Origin of the sequence: Streptomyces griseoviridis (assembly GCF_005222485.1) — a bacterium.
Lineage (GTDB): Bacteria > Actinomycetota > Actinomycetes > Streptomycetales > Streptomycetaceae > Streptomyces > Streptomyces hintoniae.
On the sequence record NZ_CP029078.1, the window covers coordinates 8506094 to 8523950 of the forward strand.

Annotated in this window: 15 protein-coding genes; 3 read left to right on the forward strand and 12 right to left on the reverse strand. The window is 73.0% G+C overall.

Translation table 11 applies throughout. The features are described from left to right. The first annotated feature begins 72 nt into the window (after window positions 1-72). Window positions 73-1038 (forward strand): TauD/TfdA dioxygenase family protein, encoded by a 966-nt coding sequence (locus tag DDJ31_RS36685; RefSeq protein ID WP_127176110.1) that lies wholly within the window; start codon window positions 73-75, stop codon window positions 1036-1038. Between the two features lie 4 nt (window positions 1039-1042). On the opposite strand, the gene DDJ31_RS36690 is transcribed toward DDJ31_RS36685, so the two are convergent. Both DDJ31_RS36690 and DDJ31_RS36695 read right to left on the reverse strand, forming a co-directional pair. After that, window positions 1043-2074 carry an LLM class flavin-dependent oxidoreductase gene (locus DDJ31_RS36690; protein ID WP_127176109.1) on the reverse strand — a complete coding sequence of 344 codons (1032 nt, stop codon included), beginning with the start codon at window positions 2072-2074 and terminating at the stop codon, window positions 1043-1045. Window positions 2075-2145: 71 nt separating this feature from the next. Continuing rightward, window positions 2146-3657 carry a metallophosphoesterase family protein gene (locus DDJ31_RS36695; RefSeq protein WP_127176108.1) on the reverse strand — a complete coding sequence of 504 codons (1512 nt, stop codon included), beginning with the start codon at window positions 3655-3657 and terminating at the stop codon, window positions 2146-2148. A gap of 272 nt (window positions 3658-3929) precedes the next feature. Here DDJ31_RS36695 and DDJ31_RS36700 point away from each other — a divergent pair, with 272 nt between their 5' ends. Next, window positions 3930-6326 carry a M4 family metallopeptidase gene (locus DDJ31_RS36700; RefSeq protein WP_127176107.1) on the forward strand — a complete coding sequence of 799 codons (2397 nt, stop codon included), beginning with the start codon at window positions 3930-3932 and terminating at the stop codon, window positions 6324-6326. Between the two features lie 68 nt (window positions 6327-6394). On the opposite strand, the gene DDJ31_RS36705 is transcribed toward DDJ31_RS36700, so the two are convergent. The 3 genes from DDJ31_RS36705 to DDJ31_RS36715 form a co-directional block, all read right to left on the reverse strand. After that, on the reverse strand, window positions 6395-7594 hold the full coding sequence (locus DDJ31_RS36705; protein ID WP_127176106.1) for a glycoside hydrolase family 64 protein: 1200 nt from the start codon (window positions 7592-7594) through the stop codon (window positions 6395-6397). A 167-nt stretch (window positions 7595-7761) separates the two neighbouring features. Further along, entirely contained in the window at window positions 7762-8517 is a 756-nt protein-coding gene (locus DDJ31_RS36710) for a dienelactone hydrolase family protein (RefSeq protein ID WP_127176105.1), read from the reverse strand. A gap of 127 nt (window positions 8518-8644) precedes the next feature. Further along, on the reverse strand, window positions 8645-9265 hold the full coding sequence (locus DDJ31_RS36715) for an L-threonylcarbamoyladenylate synthase (protein WP_164784819.1): 621 nt from the start codon (window positions 9263-9265) through the stop codon (window positions 8645-8647). A gap of 141 nt (window positions 9266-9406) precedes the next feature. On the opposite strand from DDJ31_RS36715, the gene DDJ31_RS36720 reads away from it, so the two are divergent. Further along, window positions 9407-10927 (forward strand): helix-turn-helix domain-containing protein, encoded by a 1521-nt coding sequence (locus DDJ31_RS36720; protein WP_127176104.1) that lies wholly within the window; start codon window positions 9407-9409, stop codon window positions 10925-10927. Window positions 10928-11039: 112 nt separating this feature from the next. Here the strand turns inward: DDJ31_RS36720 and DDJ31_RS36725 are convergent, their stop codons facing one another. From DDJ31_RS36725 to DDJ31_RS36755, 7 genes are all read right to left on the reverse strand, one after another. Next, window positions 11040-12272 carry a cytochrome P450 family protein gene (locus DDJ31_RS36725; RefSeq protein ID WP_127176103.1) on the reverse strand — a complete coding sequence of 411 codons (1233 nt, stop codon included), beginning with the start codon at window positions 12270-12272 and terminating at the stop codon, window positions 11040-11042. Next, window positions 12269-13507 carry a cytochrome P450 gene (locus DDJ31_RS36730; protein WP_127176102.1) on the reverse strand — a complete coding sequence of 413 codons (1239 nt, stop codon included), beginning with the start codon at window positions 13505-13507 and terminating at the stop codon, window positions 12269-12271. Before DDJ31_RS36730 ends, DDJ31_RS36725 begins: the two co-directional genes overlap by 4 nt. Further along, window positions 13504-14109 (reverse strand): GTP-binding protein, encoded by a 606-nt coding sequence (locus tag DDJ31_RS36735; protein WP_127176101.1) that lies wholly within the window; start codon window positions 14107-14109, stop codon window positions 13504-13506. The genes DDJ31_RS36730 and DDJ31_RS36735 overlap by 4 nt, the downstream gene beginning before the upstream one ends. Next, window positions 14084-14446, reverse strand: coding sequence for a DUF742 domain-containing protein (locus DDJ31_RS36740; RefSeq protein ID WP_127176100.1), 363 nt, complete (start codon window positions 14444-14446; stop codon window positions 14084-14086). Before DDJ31_RS36740 ends, DDJ31_RS36735 begins: the two co-directional genes overlap by 26 nt. After that, on the reverse strand, window positions 14443-14865 hold the full coding sequence (locus DDJ31_RS36745; protein WP_127176099.1) for a roadblock/LC7 domain-containing protein: 423 nt from the start codon (window positions 14863-14865) through the stop codon (window positions 14443-14445). Before DDJ31_RS36745 ends, DDJ31_RS36740 begins: the two co-directional genes overlap by 4 nt. Next, window positions 14862-16541 carry an ATP-binding protein gene (locus DDJ31_RS39545; RefSeq protein WP_240677946.1) on the reverse strand — a complete coding sequence of 560 codons (1680 nt, stop codon included), beginning with the start codon at window positions 16539-16541 and terminating at the stop codon, window positions 14862-14864. The genes DDJ31_RS36745 and DDJ31_RS39545 overlap by 4 nt, the downstream gene beginning before the upstream one ends. A 272-nt stretch (window positions 16542-16813) precedes the next feature. After that, window positions 16814-17854, reverse strand: coding sequence for an NAD(P)-dependent alcohol dehydrogenase (locus DDJ31_RS36755; RefSeq protein WP_127176098.1), 1041 nt, complete (start codon window positions 17852-17854; stop codon window positions 16814-16816). Window positions 17855-17857: the final 3 nt, after the last annotated feature.

Consider the following 17857-nt stretch of genomic DNA (forward strand, 5'->3'; position numbering starts at 1 on the left):
ATGCTGACACGATCGCGGAGGATCCGGGAAGCCTGACACCCAGGTGACCGAAGGACGACCGACGGAGCGGGTATGACGACGGAGCGGGACGCGGCGGCCGGCGCGACGGGGATCGAGGTGCGGCCGGTCGCCGGACACATCGGGGCCGAGATCACCGGCGTCGACCTGGCCGGGGATCTCGACGCCCCGGTGGTCGAGGAGATCAGGGCGGCGCTGCGGCGCTGGAAGGTGCTCTTCTTCCGCGGCCAGCGCCTCGACCACGCCGGACATGTCGCCTTCGCCCGCCGGTTCGGCGAGCCGGTGGTGCTCGGCCGCCGCGGCGGCGCCTCACCGGCCGGCTTCCCCGAGGTGGAGACCACCGCCGACCGCCTGGAGCTGGGCGGCCGGTTCGGCATGGAGCACGACGAGTGGCTGGCCCGCCGCCGGCACACCCTGCTGCGCGGCTGGCACTGCGACCACGGCGCCCGCGTCGACCCGCCCGCGGCGACGATCCTGCGCGCCGAGACCGTACCCCCCTACGGCGGCGACACGACCTGGTCCAACCTGGCCGCCGCCTACGCCGGACTCTCCGCACCGGTACGGGAGTTCGTCGACGGACTGCGGGCCGAGCACCGGCTCGGCGTGGGGTACCAGCCGAGGCCGGGCGACGACGCCTATCTGCGCCATCTCCTCGACCACCAGGTGGCCTCCGTGCACCCGTTGGTGCGGGTGCACCCCGAGACCGGCGAGCGGATCCTCTCCGTGAACGGCTACTACCTGGAGCACATCCGGGACGTCTCACGCCCGGAGAGCGCCGCCCTCCTCGACCTGCTCCTGGAGCAGGCGACCCGCCCCGAGTACACGGTGCGCTTCCGCTGGGAGCCGGGCAGCGTCGCGTTCTGGGACAACCGGGCCACCATCCACCTCGCCCCCTCCGACAACGCCCACCTCGGCTTCCCCCGCACCATGCACCGGGTGATGCTCACCGGCGAGATCCCGGTCGGCGTCGACGGCAGGCCGTCCGAGCCGGTCACCGGCACCGCGCCGGGCCGCTGGTGACGCCTCAGCCCGCCGGGCTCCAGCCGAGCGCGGGTCCGAGCCGTCCGGCGATGTCGGTGAGGATCTGCACGTAGTCCTCGTGGCCGAAGGTGAACGGCAGCGCGAACGCCACCTCGTCCACCTCGCGGAACCCGGCGTGCGCGCGCAGCCGTTCGGCGATCTCCTCCGAGGTGCCCACCAGGTCCGGCGCGAACAGCAGCCGGGCCGGGCCCTGCGGGGTGGCGGTGCGCGGCAGCCGCTCGGCCGCGTACGCCTCGTACCGCGCGCGCTGCTCGGGCGTGGCGGAGTCGGTCGGGATGACGACCAGGCCCTGGGAGACCCGGGCGGCGTCGCCGTCGGGGTGCCGCTCGCGGAAGGCGCGGATCTGGGACGCCTGGATCGCGGCGAAGTCGTGCCCGCCCTCCTCCTCGCCCGCCGCCTTGACGACGCTGCTGGTCAGGAAGTTCATGCCGTGCTCGCCCGCCCAGCGGGCCGAACCGAGGCTGGCGCCGCCGTACCACAGGCGCCGGCCGAGACCGGGGGAGTGCGGCTGGACCCGGTGGGAGAACACCTCGAAGCCCTCGGTGCCGTCGAAGTCGCTGGCGCGCCCGCCCCGCACCAGGTCGAGCAGCCGCCGCACCCGCTCGTAGCTGAAGTCCTCGACGTCGGCGGTGTCCGGGTAGAGGGCCTCCTTGACGCGGTCGTAGTGCATCGGCGGGCCGACCGAGACGCCCGGGTTGATCCGCCCGCCGGACAGCACGTCGACCGTCGCCAGGTCCTCGGCGAGGCGCAGCGGGTTCTCCCAGCCGAGCGGGATGACGGCGGTGCCCAGCTCGATGCGGCGGGTGCGCTGCGAGGCCGCCGCCATCACGGCGACCGGCGAGGAGATGCCGTACTGGAGGTGGCGGTGGCGCAGCCAGGCGCTGTCGAAGCCGAGCCGCTCGCCCAGCTCGATGATCTCCAGAGTGGATTCGTGGCCCCGGCCGGGATCGTGCTCGTCGAACAGCCCGATGGTCAGGAATCCCAGCTTGCGCAGCGGTCGTGAGGTGAGCGGCACGGCGTCTCCATCGTCCACGGCCCCGCGGGGCCGTACACCAGTTCCCTCTCGATTGTCGCAGGTGGTGCCGGTCAGGGGGCGGGCGGCAGCGGAATGATGATCTCGTCCTCGACCGGCGGGCGCACCTCCTGGGCCCGGTTGCCGGTGGCCGCGTGGCAGCGCAGCGTGACCGCCTCCGGGGTGACGTCCAGGCGCAGGAAGGACTTGAAGAACGGCGGACGGTAGGTCACCGAGCCGGGCGAGAACAGCTGCGTGTAGATCTTGCGCACCGGGAGCCGGAAGCGGGCGGCGCGGTCCCGGCGTCCGCCGGCCCCCAGCAGGCTCGCCACCAGCCGCATCCGGCGCGTCACCCGTACCGGGCCGCCCGGGGCGCGGGTGGGCGTGATGCCGAGGCGTTCGGCGACGACGGCGGTGGCCTCGGCCTCGGTGAGCGCGAAGAAGCGGGGCATCCGCAGCCGGTGGCCGTAGAGCCGGGCGTAGAAGGCGAGGGAGTCGCCGCGCAGCGGGTAGCAGCGGAACTCCCGCTCGGTGACCGCCGCGACGTCCACGTGCGGGATGGTGTGGGTGGCGTGCATGAACGCGCCGCCGCCTCCGGAGACCACGTACTGGACGGTGCGTCCGTCCATGTCGACCGGGTAGCGCTGGTAGTTGTGGATGTCGCCGCCGATGGCCGCGACGTAGTGGTGGTCGGCGTCGCGGACGATGTCGTCGACGGTGCCGCCGCCGTCGATCGGGCACGGGTGGTGCTCGCCGTCGACGTACAGCGGTGAGCCGGTGATCAGGATCTTCGGGCGGGGTCCCTTGGACACCTCGCGCAGCCAGGCGCCCTGTTCGGCGTCGAGGGTGCCGAGGAGTCCGGTGTCGATGCCGACGAGGCGGACGGGGCCTGCGTCGATGGCCCAGTAGGGGCCGGGCTGGACGGTGCGCTGCGCGTCGTCGGAGCGCAACTTCCGTGCCGCGTCGAGGCGTTGGCCGTCGTCCTGGCGGGGCCTGTGCCACAGCAGGGAGCGCAGCCAGGCGCGGGTCGGCGGGCGCGGGGCGGGTTCGGGGCCGAGCGGTGGGGCGTCGTCGCAGAAGACGCGCATGAAGGCGCCGAGGTCCTCGTACCAGTCGTGGTTGCCGGGTATCGCGTACAGCGGCGCCGGGTAGTCCTGGTAGGGCCGGAAGAATTTGGTGTCGTAGTCGTCCGCGCTGCCGACCGGGTAGATGACGTCGCTGGCGATGACGGCGAACTCGGTGCCCCGGGAGACGTCGAGGAAGCCGGGCACCACCGCGTACTGGGAGTCGCCGCCCTCGCCGGTGTCGCCGATGACCATGAACGAGAAGCGGTCGGGGACCTCGTGTCTGATCACCTTGTCCGCGGGCGCCCCCGCGGCCTCCCGCTGCGCCACCCAGCGGGCCCTGGTGCGGCCGGTGGGGTCGCCGAACAGGGAGGCGAGGACGCCGTTGCGGGCGGCCCACAGGGTGCGGGGGGCGAACCAGGAGATCTTCTCGACCCGGGGAGGCAACAGCCGCTGGTAGTCGCCCGGTTCGGCGGTGCCCCAGCCGGCGCCCTCGGCGGTATCGCGTGAGGAGTCAGACACCGGTTCACCGTAACAACGGTCAACTCCCCTGCGGACAGCGGGGATCGGTGGTGACCGGGGGTGGGCGGCGGGTACAGAGGGATAACCCTCGATTCCCCGAACCGCAGTGACATGCCACGGTCAACTCTGTCATTCTCCCAACCACCGCCCCACCCCCCACGCTCACGGCACAGTTCCACGGCCCCCGCACAGCTCGGCTCGTCCCGGTCAGTACACCCGGCTGCCCGGTCTGTCACCGGCCGCCCCACGCGGTCGTCGCAGGAGGAGAACGAGTGAGACGCAACCCCCGCAAGCGGACCGCGGCCGGAGCCCTGCTCTCCGCCGCGGCCCTCCTCGCCGTAGGCGTCCAGGCGGCCCCGGCCCAGGCCGCGCCCGCCGCCCCCCACCCCAGCCCGCTGCGCACCGGGGGCCTGGAGGCGAAGCTCACCCCGGCGCAGCGCGCCACGCTGCTCAGCGGCGCGACGGACGGCACGGCCGCGACGGCCCGCGCCATCGGCCTCGGCAGCCAGGAGAAGCTGGTCGTCAAGGACGTCGTCAAGGACAACGACGGTACCCTGCACACCCGTTACGAGCGGACCTACGCCGGGCTGCCCGTCCTCGGCGGCGACCTCATCGTGCACACCCCGCCCGCCGCCGAGGCGACCGGCACGGTCGGCGCCACCTTCAACGGCAGGCGGACCGTCAAGGTCGCGTCCACCACGGCGACCTACACCAAGGCGTCCGCGGAGACCAAGGCGCTCAAGGCCGCCGCCTCGCTCGACGCCGACCGGGCCACCGCCGACAGCGCCCGCAAGGTCGTCTGGGCCGGCAGCGGCACCCCGAAGCTCGCCTGGGAGACCGTGGTCGGCGGCTTCCAGGACGACGGCACCCCCAGTCAGCTGCACGTCGTCACGGACGCCACCAGCGGCGCGGAGCTGTACCGCTACCAGGCCGTCAAGTCGGGCACGGGCAACACCCAGTACAGCGGGACGGTCACCCTCAACACCACGCTCTCGGGCTCGACCTACCAGCTGTACGACACCACGCGCGGCGGCCACAAGACGTACAGCCTCAACAACGGCACCTCGGGCACCGGCACCCTGATGACGGACGCCGACGACGTCTGGGGCACCGGAGCGGGCTCCAACACCCAGACCGCGGGCGCGGACGCGGCCTACGGCGCCCAGACGACCTGGGACTTCTACAAGAACACCTTCGGGCGCAACGGCATCAAGAACAACGGTGTCGCCGCCTACTCCCGGGTCCATTACAGCAGCAGCTACGTCAACGCCTTCTGGGACGACTCCTGCTTCTGCATGACCTACGGCGACGGCTCGGGCGGCACCCACGCGCTGACCTCGCTCGACGTGGCAGGCCACGAGATGAGCCACGGCGTCACCTCCAACACCGCCGGGCTCAACTACACAGGTGAGTCGGGCGGGTTGAACGAGGCGACCTCCGACATCTTCGGCACCGGCGTCGAGTTCTACGCCAACAACTCCTCCGACGTCGGCGACTACCTCATCGGCGAGAAGATCAACATCAACGGCGACGGCACGCCGCTGCGTTACATGGACAAGCCGAGCAAGGACGGCGCCTCGGCGGACAGTTGGTACTCGGGCGTCGGCAACCTCGACGTGCACTACTCATCGGGCCCGGCCAACCACATGTTCTATCTGCTCTCCGAGGGCAGCGGCACCAAGACCATCAACGGCGTCACCTACACCAGCAGCACCTCCGACGGTGTCGCGGTCGCCGGGATCGGCCGGGACGCGGCCCTGCAGATCTGGTACAAGGCGCTGACGTCGTACATGACGTCCAGCACCACCTACGCCGGGGCCCGCACCGCCGCCCTGAACGCCGCCGCCGCGCTGTACGGCACCGGCTCCACGCAGTACGCGGGGGTCGGCAACGCGTTCGCCGGCATCAACGTCGGCAGCCACATCACCGTGCCGACCACCGGCGTCACGGTCACCAACCCGGGCAGCCAGTCCTCCACCGTCGGCACCGCGGTGAGCCTCCAGATCACGGCGAGCAGCAGCAACAGCGGTTCCCTGACCTACGCGGCGAGCGGCCTGCCGACCGGTCTGTCGATCAGCTCCGCCACCGGCGCGATCTCCGGCACCCCGACCACCGCGGGCACCTACAGCAGCACCGTCACGGTGACCGACAGCACCGGCGCCACCGGCACCGCGTCCTTCACCTGGACGGTCTCGTCGAGCGGCGGCGGAGGCACCTGCACCTCGACGCAGCTCCTCGGCAACCAGGGCTTCGAGTCGGGCAACACCACCTGGACCGCCTCCAGCGGGGTCGTCACCAACTCCACCGGGCAGAGCGCGCACGGCGGTTCGTACTACGCCTGGCTCGACGGGTACGGCTCGACGCACACCGACACGCTCTCCCAGTCGGTGACCGTCCCGAGCGGCTGCAAGGCCACCTTCACCTTCTACCTGCACATCGACACCTCGGAGACCACCACGAGCACCGCGTACGACAAGCTGACGGTCACCGCCGGTTCGACCACCCTGGCGACGTACTCGAACCTCAACGCCGCCTCCGGGTACACCCAGAAGTCCTTCGACCTGTCGTCCTTCGCGGGCTCGACCGTCGCCCTCAAGTTCTCGGGCGTCGAGGACTCCTCCCTCCAGACCAGCTTCGTCGTGGACGACACCGCCGTGACGACCAGCTGACCCACCGCATGACGAAGGGCCGCACCCCGTGTCGGACGGGGTGCGGCCCTGCCGCCGTGCCGGGCCCGTCAGTTGAACGGGTCGAGGGTGAGCGTCGCGGACTGCGGGTTGCCGTCGTTCACCAGCGACTCGTGGTTGCCGACGTCGTCGAAGGCGAAGGCGTACGCCTTGCCGTCCGCCATCCGGGCGTGGATGGCGCGGGCGTACTGGTTGGTCACGCCGTCCTGGTAGAAACCGGTCGCCGAGGAGTCCGGCTGGCTCGCGTTGGTGAGCAGCGTGGTGCGGTTGTACCCGGCGCACAGGGTCCGTGAGATCGGGCCGCGCACCTGGTCGTTGGGGGCGTCGAGCAGCTTGTGGCAGCCGAAGACGCTGTCCGCGTCGGGCTTCTGGAAACTGGTGACGACCGCGCCCGAACTGTTGGTGAAGTTCATGGTGTTGCCCGACACCTTGCCGAAGTACTTGGTGTTGGGCTGGTCGCCGAAGGGCGTGACGGTCAGCGTCGACGACGCGTACTTCTGCCAGACCCGGTTGATGTAGTCGTCCATCACGGAGGCGGGCAGCGCGCCCGACTCCAGGCCGTGGCCCGGCGCCAGCGCCCGCAGCACCGTGCCGTCGGACCGCGTCTGCACCAGTTGCGCCCAGCCGCCCGAGCGGCCGCGCAGGTCGCTCAGCACCCCGTTGTAGCCGCCCGACTTGAGGTGGCCGGTGGTGACCGTGGAGCCGTCGGCCCGCTGCACGCCGACCGCGTAGGGCGCCGAGAACATGTCGACCTGCGTGCTGTTGAGCCAGATGCCGGCGTCGTTGAGCGTGTACTCGGACCAGTTGAAGAGGATGTCGTGGTTGGGGTCGGTCGGGTTCTGCACGGCGGGCTGGACCAGTCCGCCGGTCGTCAGCTTGAACACCAGCTTCTGGCCGTAGGAGAAGTAGACCCGGCCGGAGAACTTCGGGAGCCTGACGGTCTTGGACTGGCCGCTCGCCGGACCGGCGATGGACGCGTCCGGCGCGGGGGTCGGCGGGTTGCCGCCGGCCGGCCAGGCGTGGAAGGTGCCGTTCGCGTCCGCCCAGCCCTGCTGCCCGGTGGAGAGCTGGGTGCCGATGATGTAGACGTAGACCGCGTCGCCGCGACCGGAGTTGTTGACGAGCTTGAGCGGAATGGTCGCGGGCACCGCGGCGTCCGCGGACGACGGTGCCTGCACCGAGAGAACCGCGGTGAGCAGCGCCGCCGCCGCGGCCGGTGCCAGCAGACGGCGCGTGAGCTTTCGTCGCACGCTCCACCTCCGTGTGTGTGGGGGGATCACCCGAGGGGATTGGTCCGTACCTCGCTCTGAGAGCGCTCTCAAAGTCGCACCGGAGTTGCGTGCATGTCAATAAGCGGAACGTGCGCGCACCGGAGGAAGCCCACGGGAGATCACCCGTGGGCGCCCTCGGCGGAAGATCAGAAGGTGCGGGCCAGCAGGTCCAGCAGCGCGGCCCAGTGCCGCTCCGTGGCCTTCTCGTCGTAGGCGTCCGTGTCCGCCTGGGTGTAGCCGTGGTGGGCTCCCGGATACACCTCGCACCGGTGCCGCACACCGGCCGCGGTGAGCGTCTCCTCCAGCAGCCGCTGCTGCTCGGGCGGCATCGAGGAGTCCTCGTCGGCGTGGCCGAAGTACAGCTCGGCCGTGATGTTCCCGGCCACCAGATGCGGGCTGTCCGGCTGGTCCGTCGCCAGCCTGCCGCCGTGGAAACCGGCGGCGGCCGCGACCCGGGCCGGGTAGGTGCCCGCGGTCAGCAGCGCCAGCCTGGCCCCCATGCAGTAACCGGTCAGCGCGACCGGACCGTCCGCCACCAGCGGCGACTCGGCCAGCCACTGGAGGTAGGAGCCCGCGTCCCGCACGGACATCTCGGCGGTCAGCGCCCCCATCACCGGGCCGATCTGCCCGAAGATCTCCGGCCGGGCCGACAGATCGATGAACTCCGGCAGATCGAACAGCGGGGTGCGCCCGCTGCGGTAGAAGACGTTCGGCACCAGGACCGTGTACCCGGCCGCGGCGAGCCGGTCGGCCATCGACCTCAGCTGCGGGCGCAGACCGAAGGCGTCCTGGTAGAGCAGCACACCGGGGTGCGGGAGCCCGTCGTCGGGATGCGCCAGATACGCGTCGGCGACGCCGTCCTCGGTCGTGATGTCAACGGCGGTTCCCTGTACGGAGGTCATGGCGAAAGGTGCCTCTCAGCGCGGTCGGCGGCGAGCGGGTCGCCGGCCCGTGGGGGGTCGGGCCGCGCACATCGTTGCACGGACCACCCACCGGGCCGGGACCACCCCCGCCGCCACCCGGCGAGCCTCACTCGAACCGCGTCGGGTCCCCCGCGCCGACCCGCACGATCTCCGCCTCGCCGCTGGAGAAGTCGATGACCGTGGTCGGCTCCGTGCCGCACTCCCCGCTGTCGACGACCGCGTCGAGGACATGGTCGAGCCGGTCCTTGATCTCCCAGCCCTGGGTCAGCGGCTCCTCCTCGTCGGGCAGCAGCAGCGTGCTGGACAGCAGCGGCTCACCCAGCTCCGTCAGGAGCGCCTGGGTGACGACATGGTCCGGGATGCGCACCCCCACCGTCTTCTTCTTCGGGTGCTGGAGCATCCGCGGCACCTCACGGGTCGCCGGCAGGATGAACGTGTAGCTGCCCGGCGTGGACGCCTTGATCGCCCGGAACACGTCGTTGTCGATCCGCACGAACTGGCCCAGCTGGGCGAAGTCCTGGCACACCAGCGTGAAGTGGTGCCGGTCGTCGAGCCGCCGGATCGCGCGGATCCGGTCGATGCCGTCCCGGCTGCCGAGACGGCAGCCCAGCGCGTAGCAGGAGTCCGTCGGGTACGCGACGAGCGCGTCCGCGCGGATGAGGTCCGCGACCTGGTTGATGGTGCGCGCCTGGGGGTTGTCCGGGTGCACGTCGAAGTACTTGGCCATCCACCGAGCCTATTGCGTCGGCCGGACACCGCCACGCGGGAGACTCCCCGCCCCCCGGCGCCCCGGTCACGGCGCGGGCCCGGTGGGGTAACGTCCCCGAGCGCACGCCGCGCCCGATCCGACCCACGGGAGGAAGCCGACATGGCCGGCCGACAGGACGGGGGCCGGCGGGCGCCGGGCCCTGAAGCCGACCCCTGGGCCAGGGAACTCCTCGACCAGCTGCGGCCCGGCGGCCGGGACCCGCGCAAGGTCGTCGCCTGGCTGGCCGACGCGGTCACCGGCACGGCCGGCCTGCTGGACGGCTCAGGCGCGCTCCTCGCCGGCTCACCCGCCCCCGTGGACCGCGCCCTCCTCGCCGACCTCGCCTCCGGCCGGATCGCGTCCGCCTCCTGCCAGGAGGCCGGCCGCCACCAGCGTCTGGTCCGCGTCGCCCACCCCGACCACCCCGCCGTCGCCGTCCTCGCCGTCGACCGCGCCGACCCCTTCGACCGGCGCGGCGCCGACATCGTCAGCCGCACCGCGCAGGTCCTCGAACTGCTGCTCGCCGCACGGGGGACCGCCACCGCCGGACGGCGGCTGCGCCGCGCCACCGCCGACCTGCGGCTCGCCATCCTGCAACTGCTGATGGTCGAGGACACCGTCTCCGCCCGCCGGGTCGCCGCCGGATTCTGGCCAGGACTCCTCGACACCGACACCGCGCGCGTCTACGTCCTGGAGGCGTACGCGCGGGAACGCGACCGGATCGCCGAGGAGTGCCTCGACGCCACCCGCGAACGCGCCCTCGTCGTGCGCTGCCCGGCCGTCGACCGGCACGTCATCGTCCTCACCCCGCACGACACCGCGGCCGACCAACTGCGCTCCGTGGCCGGACGACGGCCGGGCACCTTCCTCGGCGGCAGCACCCCGCAGCGCCTCGCCCGCACCGCCACCGCCTACGGCCAGGCCGTCAGCGCCCTCGCCGTCGCCCGGTTCAGCCCCGACCACCAAGCCGTCTACGCCGAACGCACCCACCCCGAACGCCTCATGGACCCGGCCGCCCTGCACCACTGGGCCACCCGCCTGCTGCGCCCCCTCGACCGCCTCGCCCACCACACCCGCGCCGAACTCCTCGCCACCACCCGGCTCGGCCTGGAGTTCACCGCCGTCAGCGCCGCCAAGATCATGGGCGTCAGCCGCAACACCGTGCGCGCCCGCATGGAACGCCTGGAGACGCTCCTCGACGCGGACCTCTCCGACCTCACCGTCCGCGCCGTCGTCCACCTGGCCCTCAACGCGGAGGCCGGCGGGGACGACCGGGACCGGGCCGACGAGAGGCCCGACGTCGCCGGTCTCGCCGACCTGCTCGGCGGCGGCGCCCTGCGGGGCTGGGCGAGCGGACTGCTCGGCAGGCTCGACCCGGACGCCCGCGACCTGCGGCGCACCCTGCGCGCCTGGATCGCGGAGGGCGGCAACGCCGAACGGGCCGCGCAGCGCCTCGGGTTCCACCCGCAGACCGTCCGTGAGCACGTCCGGGCCGCCGAACCCGTCCTGGAACGCCAGCTCCTGGCCGGCGGCAGCGACCTGTACGAGGCCGTCCTCGCCCATCTCGCCCTCGGCACCCTCGACGCGCCCGCGCTGCCCAGGACAGACCCGGGCCCACCGGACGCACCTGTGCACGGGTGAGCCCTCCAGGCCCTCCGGCGGGCACCGGTGCGCTACCCGCGCCGCGGCCCTGGACGTAAGTTCGACGAACGCGGGGGAACGACCGGAACGGGGGGCCGGTCGACCCCCGCGCTCAGCCCTCGAGCAGCACCGGTATCTCCTGCCAGCCGTACGCGATGAACGACGGCGTCTGCCGCAGCTCCCCGGCGCCGACCGCCAGCCGCATCCCCGGGAAGCGCTCGAACAGCGCGGGCAGCGCCGTCAGCGCCTCCAGCCGGGCGAGCGGGGCACCCACGCACCGGTGCACCCCGATCCCGAACGACAGATGGTCGTCCGCACCGCGCGCCGCGTCGAAGACGCCCGCGCCCTGCCCGTAGCGCGCCGGGTCGAGCCCCGCCGCCGCGTACGTGGTGATGATGGCGTCGCCCGCCGGGACCGTCACCCCCGCGACCTCGATGTCCCGCACCGCGAACCGCAGCGGCAGCGCCGCGATCGACGGATGCACCCGCAGCGTCTCCTCCACCACGGCGTCCCAACCGGTCCTCCCCGCCCGGACGGCGGCCGACTGGTCCGGGTCGCGCAGCAGCGCCGCGACCGCGTTGCCGATCAGGTTCACGGTCGTCTCGAACCCGGCGCCGATCACCAGCAGCAGCGTGTACAGGAGTTCGTCGTCGCTGAGCCGGTCGCCGTCCTCGTCCCGCACCCGGATCAGCTCGGTCGTCAGATCGTCCCCGGGGTGCGCGACCCGGTACGCGATCAGCGCGGGCAGCACCGTGGCGATCTGCCGCTGCACGGACGCCCCGTGCTCGGGACTGGGATCGGAGGTGTCCATGATGTCCGCGATCAGCCGCCCGGTGTCCGCCGCCAACGCGTCCGGCACACCGAACAGTTCGCAGATGATCCGCATCGGCAGCGGGTGCGCGAACCCCGCCCTGACGTCCACCACCGCGCCGTCCGCGCCGGCCGCCGCGAGACCGTCGAGCAGCTCCGCGGTGATCGCCTCCACCCGGGCCCGCATCGCCTCGGTGCGCCGGAGCGTGAAACTCGGCGCCACCAGCTTGCGCAGCCTGGCGTGGTCGGGCCCGTACGTGGAGAGCATGTTGACGACCCCGACCCAGCCGAGGATCCAGGCCCACGAGGGATGGTCGCCGACCTCGGGCCACAGCCGCCAGTGCAGCCGCGGGTCCCTGCTGACCCGCGGGTCCAGGAGCAGCTCCTTGAGCGTGTCGTACCCGGTCGGCGCCCACGCCGGTATGCCGCCGGGCAGCTCCACCGGGACGATCGGCCCCAGGGCGCGCAGCCGGGCGCACTCGGCGGCGATGTCGGCGCCGAACGGGTCGAGGGCGATGCGGTCGGTGACGGTCACGACGGGTCTCCGGGCTGGTCGGGGGAGCGGGGGGTGAACCGGACGGGCAGGGCGGTGAGCGACCGGTGGAAGGGGCCCGGCCGCCAGCCCAGGCGCTCACGGGGCAGGACGGGGTCGAGATCGGGCAGCCACTGGGTGAGCCGCTCGATCGCCTCCGTCGCGATGAGCAGCGTGTGCTGCCGCACCGGGCACGCGTGCGGGCCCGCCGACCAGGACAGATGCGAGGCGTCCTTGGGATGCCTGCCGGAGGTGACCTCGCGTTCGGCGAAGTGCGCCATCGCCCCGTAGGAGACCACCACCGGGACCGCCGCCCTGATCCACGCCCCGTGGAACGTCACCGGGCGGCGCGCGTAGTGGATGCCGTAGTTGGCGAGCGGCGTCTCGTGGTGCAGCACCTCGACGACGGCGTCCATCACCGGGCGGGCGCCCGAGGTGAGCGTCGAGTAGTACAGCGCGTTGCCGAGGATCCTGGACAGCGCGTTCGACACCAGGTTCGCGGTCGGCTCGTGCCCCGCGCCGAGCGTGAGGAACACCTGCCAGGTGACCTCCTCCGGGGTCAGCGCGGCCGGATGGTCGAGCAGCCAGCTCGGCAGGTCGTCGCCGCGCGACTGCGACTTGGCCGCGATCAGCTCCAGCACATATCCGCCGAACTCCGCCTCGCCCGCGGCGGCCTGGGCACCGCCCTCCATCATTTTGCCGAGCGCCGCGTCGAGCCGGCCGCTGTGGCTGTCCGGCAGCCCGAAGAGGCTGTTGAAGACCAGGGCCATCAGCGGCCTGGCGAAGTCGGCCACCAGATCGGCCTCGCCGCGCGGCCCGAACCGGCCCACCAGGACCCGCACCGCCCGGTGCACCCTGGCCCGCAGGTCGTGCGGCTCGATCCGGGCGAAGGTGTCGATCAGGGAGTTGCGGTAGCGGAGGTGGTCGACCCCGTCCGAGAACAGCGAGTTGGGCCGCCAGCGCATCATCCCGAGCACCGGCGAGTCGTCGGGGACCGTCGACTCCCAGGGCCGCGGATCGTGCGAGAACGCCTCGTCGTCGCCGAGCAGATCGAGGGCGGCCCGCCGGTCCGTGACCACATAGGCGGGCACACCGGGCGCCAACTCCGCCCACCCGACCGGGCCTTGCGAGCGCAGCGCGGTGTAGTAGCGGGACGGGTCGCGGGCGAAGCCGTCCTCCCACAGCCGTACGGGCACCGAACGGGAGAAGTCCTGCCGGGCGGCGGGATAGGTGGTCACCTGGGCTCCGAGGGGTGGCGGTCGACGAGGCGCTGCACCAGGGCGAGCAGCGCGTCGAGCGAGGATCCGGCGTCACGCGCGTCACAGGTGACCATCGGCGTCGCCGGTTCCAGGTCGAGGGCGGCGCGCAGCTGTTCGGGGGTGTGGTGGCGGGGCGCGTCCGGGAAGGCGTTGAAGGCGACCGCGTACGGCAGACCCGTCTCCTCCACCAGCCCGAGCACGTCGAAGGAGGCGTCGATCCTGCGGCTGTCCACCAGGACGAGCGCCCCCAGCGCCCCGTACGCGATGTCGTCCCACAACTGCCGGAACCGCTGCTGCCCGGGGGTGCCGAACAGGTACAGCACGACGCCGTCCGGCAGGCTGATCCGGCCGAAGTCGACGGCGACGGTCGTGGTGGTCTTCTCCCGCACCCCGTCCAGGTCGTCGATGCCCGCCGACGCCTCGGTGAGCCGCTCCTCGGTGTGCAGCGGCCTGATCTCCGACACCGAGTCGATCAGGGTCGTCTTGCCCACCCCGAACGGGCCCGCGACCAGGATCTTCACCAGGTCGGCCGCGGTGTCGGGGAGGTGGATGCCGCTAGTGCTTGAGGGAGCGGAGGCCATCGGCGACTCTCTTCAGCAGGTCGGGGTCGAACCGTTCGGCGGGCGGCACCGGAGGGCGGGCCAGCAGCAGTTCGCGGTCGAGGAGCGCGGCGGCGAGCACCTGGAGCGCCGACACCGGCAGCCGCAGCAGCGCCGCCGCCTCCACCACCGTCAGCGATCCGCCGTCCAGGACGTCCAGGAGGGCGAGTTGGGCCGCGGGCAGACCGGCCCCCGACGGTGGTGCGCCGACGGCGGTGAGGACCGACAGGCGGTCGAGGCGGGCCCGGCCGGAACCGGCCAGACCGCCGGTCGACAGATACGCGGGGACCAGGGGACGGCCGCCACGGCGGCCGGTCATGCCGACGCGCCGCCGTCGCCGCCCCGGGGCGCCGCGCTCATCGCCTTCTCGCCCAGCCGCGCCACCTGGGAGTGCACCCGGTGCGCCAGCAGATCGAGCCGGACCTCGTTCGAGCCGTAGGCCGCCACACAGGTGCCGTGGTCGGTCGGCACGATCAGCACATAGCCGTGGTCCGACTCGATCACCACCTGACGGACCTCGGCGTCGTCGCGGTCGGCGAACGCCGCCGCCGCGGTGCGGGCCGCGCCCTGCACGGTGCTGGTGATCGCGGCGACCCGTTCCGCGGTCGGCCGCGACAGCGCGTCCGTGTACCCGGTGACGAGGCCGTCCCTGGTCAGCAGGGCGGCGGCCACCACGTGCGGTACCTGGAGTATCGGATCGAGCACCCATGCCGTGTCGCCCGTCTGGCGGCTGGTCATCGAGCCGCTCCCCCCTCGAAGTCGCTCTGGTCATCGTTCGGTTCGGTGGATTCCTGGCGGGCCGCCGCGGTGCCGGACTGCAACGCGCCGAGCGCGAGAGCGGCGTCCTCGGGCCGCCGCACGGCCCGCTTCGCGACCGACGGAGCCTCGCCGGCCGCGCCGCGTGCGCGGCGCCGCCGCTGCGGCAACGCCTCGTTCTCCAGCGGGCGTTGCCGCTCCACCGGGTCGGCGGCGGGACGGGCGTCGGAGGTGTCGGACTCCGCGCCGTAGCCGTGCGCGGCGGCGAACGGGTCCTGGGCGCCGGGGAAGGACTCCGGTGGCGTGGCGAACGGCCCGTGCGCCGTGGGGGAGGAGTCCTGTGCCGCGGGGAAGGGGTCCTGGGCGGCGGCGAACGGCTGCCGGGGCGCGGCGAATCCGTTCGGCTCGGCGGAGGGCGTCTCCCGTTCGGCGCGGGGGATGTCCGGCGTCGCGGAGGACGCCCCGTGCCGGGTGCGCGGCTCGTCCCGCCCGGCGTGGAACGGCTCGCGGCCCGCGGAGGGTCCGTCGGGGCCCGCGTCGTGCGGCGGCTCTCGCCGGGCGGCGGTCGGCGGCCGTCCCGCGGCGCCCCGGGTCGAGCGCGCGGCGCCGGCCGCGGGCGGGTGCTCCACCGGGTCGATCGCGCTGAGCAGATGGCTGTCGATGCGCAGCACCGCCCGCACGCCACCGTAGGGCGACGGCGAGGAGACGTCGACGCCGAGGTCGAACTGCCGGGTCAGCTGCCCGATCGCGGCGAGCCCCATCCGCGGCGGATCGCCCAGCTCGGTCAGCAGGATCGGCTCCGAGCCCGCCACCAGCCGCTGCGCGCGGGCCCGTTCGTCGCGGGTCATGCCGAGACCCGCGTCGTCGACGGTCACGCACACCCCGTGGTGCACCTGCTCCAGGTCGACCACCACATCGGTGTCGGGCGCCGAGTGCCGCAGCGCGTTGTCCAGCAGCTCGGCGACGATGATGGCGACCGGCTCGACGGCGTGCGACACCAGGCCGGTGCCGGGCTCCAGATGGTTGTTCACCCGCACCCGGTGGTACCCGGCGAGCCGGGCCTGCCCGCCGGTCACCGCGTCCACCAGATGCGACTCCTCACGGGCCAGGCCCACCCAGGCCCCGCACACCACGGCCGCGACCTGCGCGCGCCGCAGCGACTGCTCGTTCTCGTGGTCGAGCCGGAACAGGATCTGCGCCAACTCGGGATCGTCGTAGTCCTGTTGGAGTCCGCGCAGGGCGTCCTGGAGGCGGTAGAGGGCGGCCTGGATCTCCCGGGTGGCGCCGCGCATCCCGGCCTGGGCCGCCGCGTCGATCCGGGTGCGCTGCGCGGCCAGCTCGGTGCGCAGCTCCTGGAGCACGTGCTCCAGCGCGACACCGAGCGGGGAGGTGCCGATGAGCGGCTGGGTGGGTCCGGGCACCACGACGTGAGGATGCGTCAACTGCCGTGCGGCGGCGGGCACCCGCTCGGTGGCGAGGTGCTCGACCTCGGCGGTGAATCCCTCGATGGCGCCTTCGAGCCTGCCGCGCAGGGCGGCCGTCTCGGCGCGCTGCCGGGCGAGCTGGCGTCTGGACCGCACCAGGCCGCCGCCCAGGACGAGCGCCGACAGCGTTCCCACGGCGAGACCGCCGGCGGCCAGCTCCGGTAGTTCGATCATCGAATCGGTTCCAAGCGGGTCGCGGGCGAAAGGAGGCACGGCGCAGACACCGGCCGGGAGTCGCTCCGCGTCCCCCGGGCGCCGCTCGCAGCACAGTACACACCGTCATCGTTCGATTTCGCACGGTCGGGAAAGACCGGTTCGGAAATCTGACCGAGGACCGTTCGGTTCTTCCTCAACTGTCGGAAATGCCGTACGGGCAGGGCGAGTTGGGATCGCCCTGCCCGTACGGCAGATCTGTGGAAGAGAAGCGGGGGCCGCCCGGGGACGGCTCAGCCGTTCGGGAGGATGACCGCCCTGCCGTTGATCTTCCCGTCGTGCAGCCGCTCGTAGGCGAGCGGAGCGTCGTCGAGCGAGTAGGTCTCGGTGTGCACGGAGACGGCACCGGAGCGGGCCAGTGCCAGCACCTCGTCCAGCTCGCCGCGGCTGCCCCAGTACGGGGCCGACACCGACACCTCGAAGGCCAGGTGACCGAAGCCGACCGGCAGGGTGCCGCCGCCGATGCCGACGATCGTGACATCGCCCTCGACGGCCGCCATCGCGCCCGCCGAGGCGACGGTGGGCGCGGCCCCGACGAAGTCGAAGACGGCCTCGGCGCCCACGCCGCCGGTCAGTTCGCGCACCGCGGCGGACGCCCGCGCGTCGGACAGCACCACCTCGTGCGCGCCGACCTTCTTCGCGAGCTCCAGCTTCTCCGCGCTCACGTCGAGGGCGACCACCCGGGCGGGCGAGAGGGCGCGCAGCAGCTGGATCGCGACGTGCCCGAGGCCGCCGGTGCCGATGACGACCGCCGTCGAGCCGGGCACCAGCTTGGGCAGCGACCGCTTGATCGCGTGGTACGGGGTGAGCCCGGCGTCGGTCAGCGGCACCGCGGCGACCGGGTCGAGGCCGCCCAGCGGAACCAGGTGCCTGGCGTCGTCGACGAGCAGGTACTCGGCCATCGAGCCCGGCGCGCCGAGCCCCGGCGGGTTGATGCCCAACTCACCCGCGCGCAGGCAGTAGTTCTCCTTGCCCTGCGCGCACTTGGCGCAACTGCCGCAGCCCCAGGGCCCGTAGACGGCGACCGCGTCGCCCTCGCGCACCCCGGTGACACCGGCGCCGAGCGCGGCGACCGTGCCGACCCCCTCGTGGCCGAGGGTCAGCGGCAGCGGGTAGGGGAAGCCCTCGGCGGGCCAGCTCATCACGGCGATGTCGGAGTGGCAGACACCGGCGGCGGTGACCTTCAACAGGACCTGTCCCGGCCCGGGTTCGGGGTCGGGGACGGTCACCACCTCGGGTGCCGCTCCGATCTCGCGGTACTGCAGTGCCTTCATGGC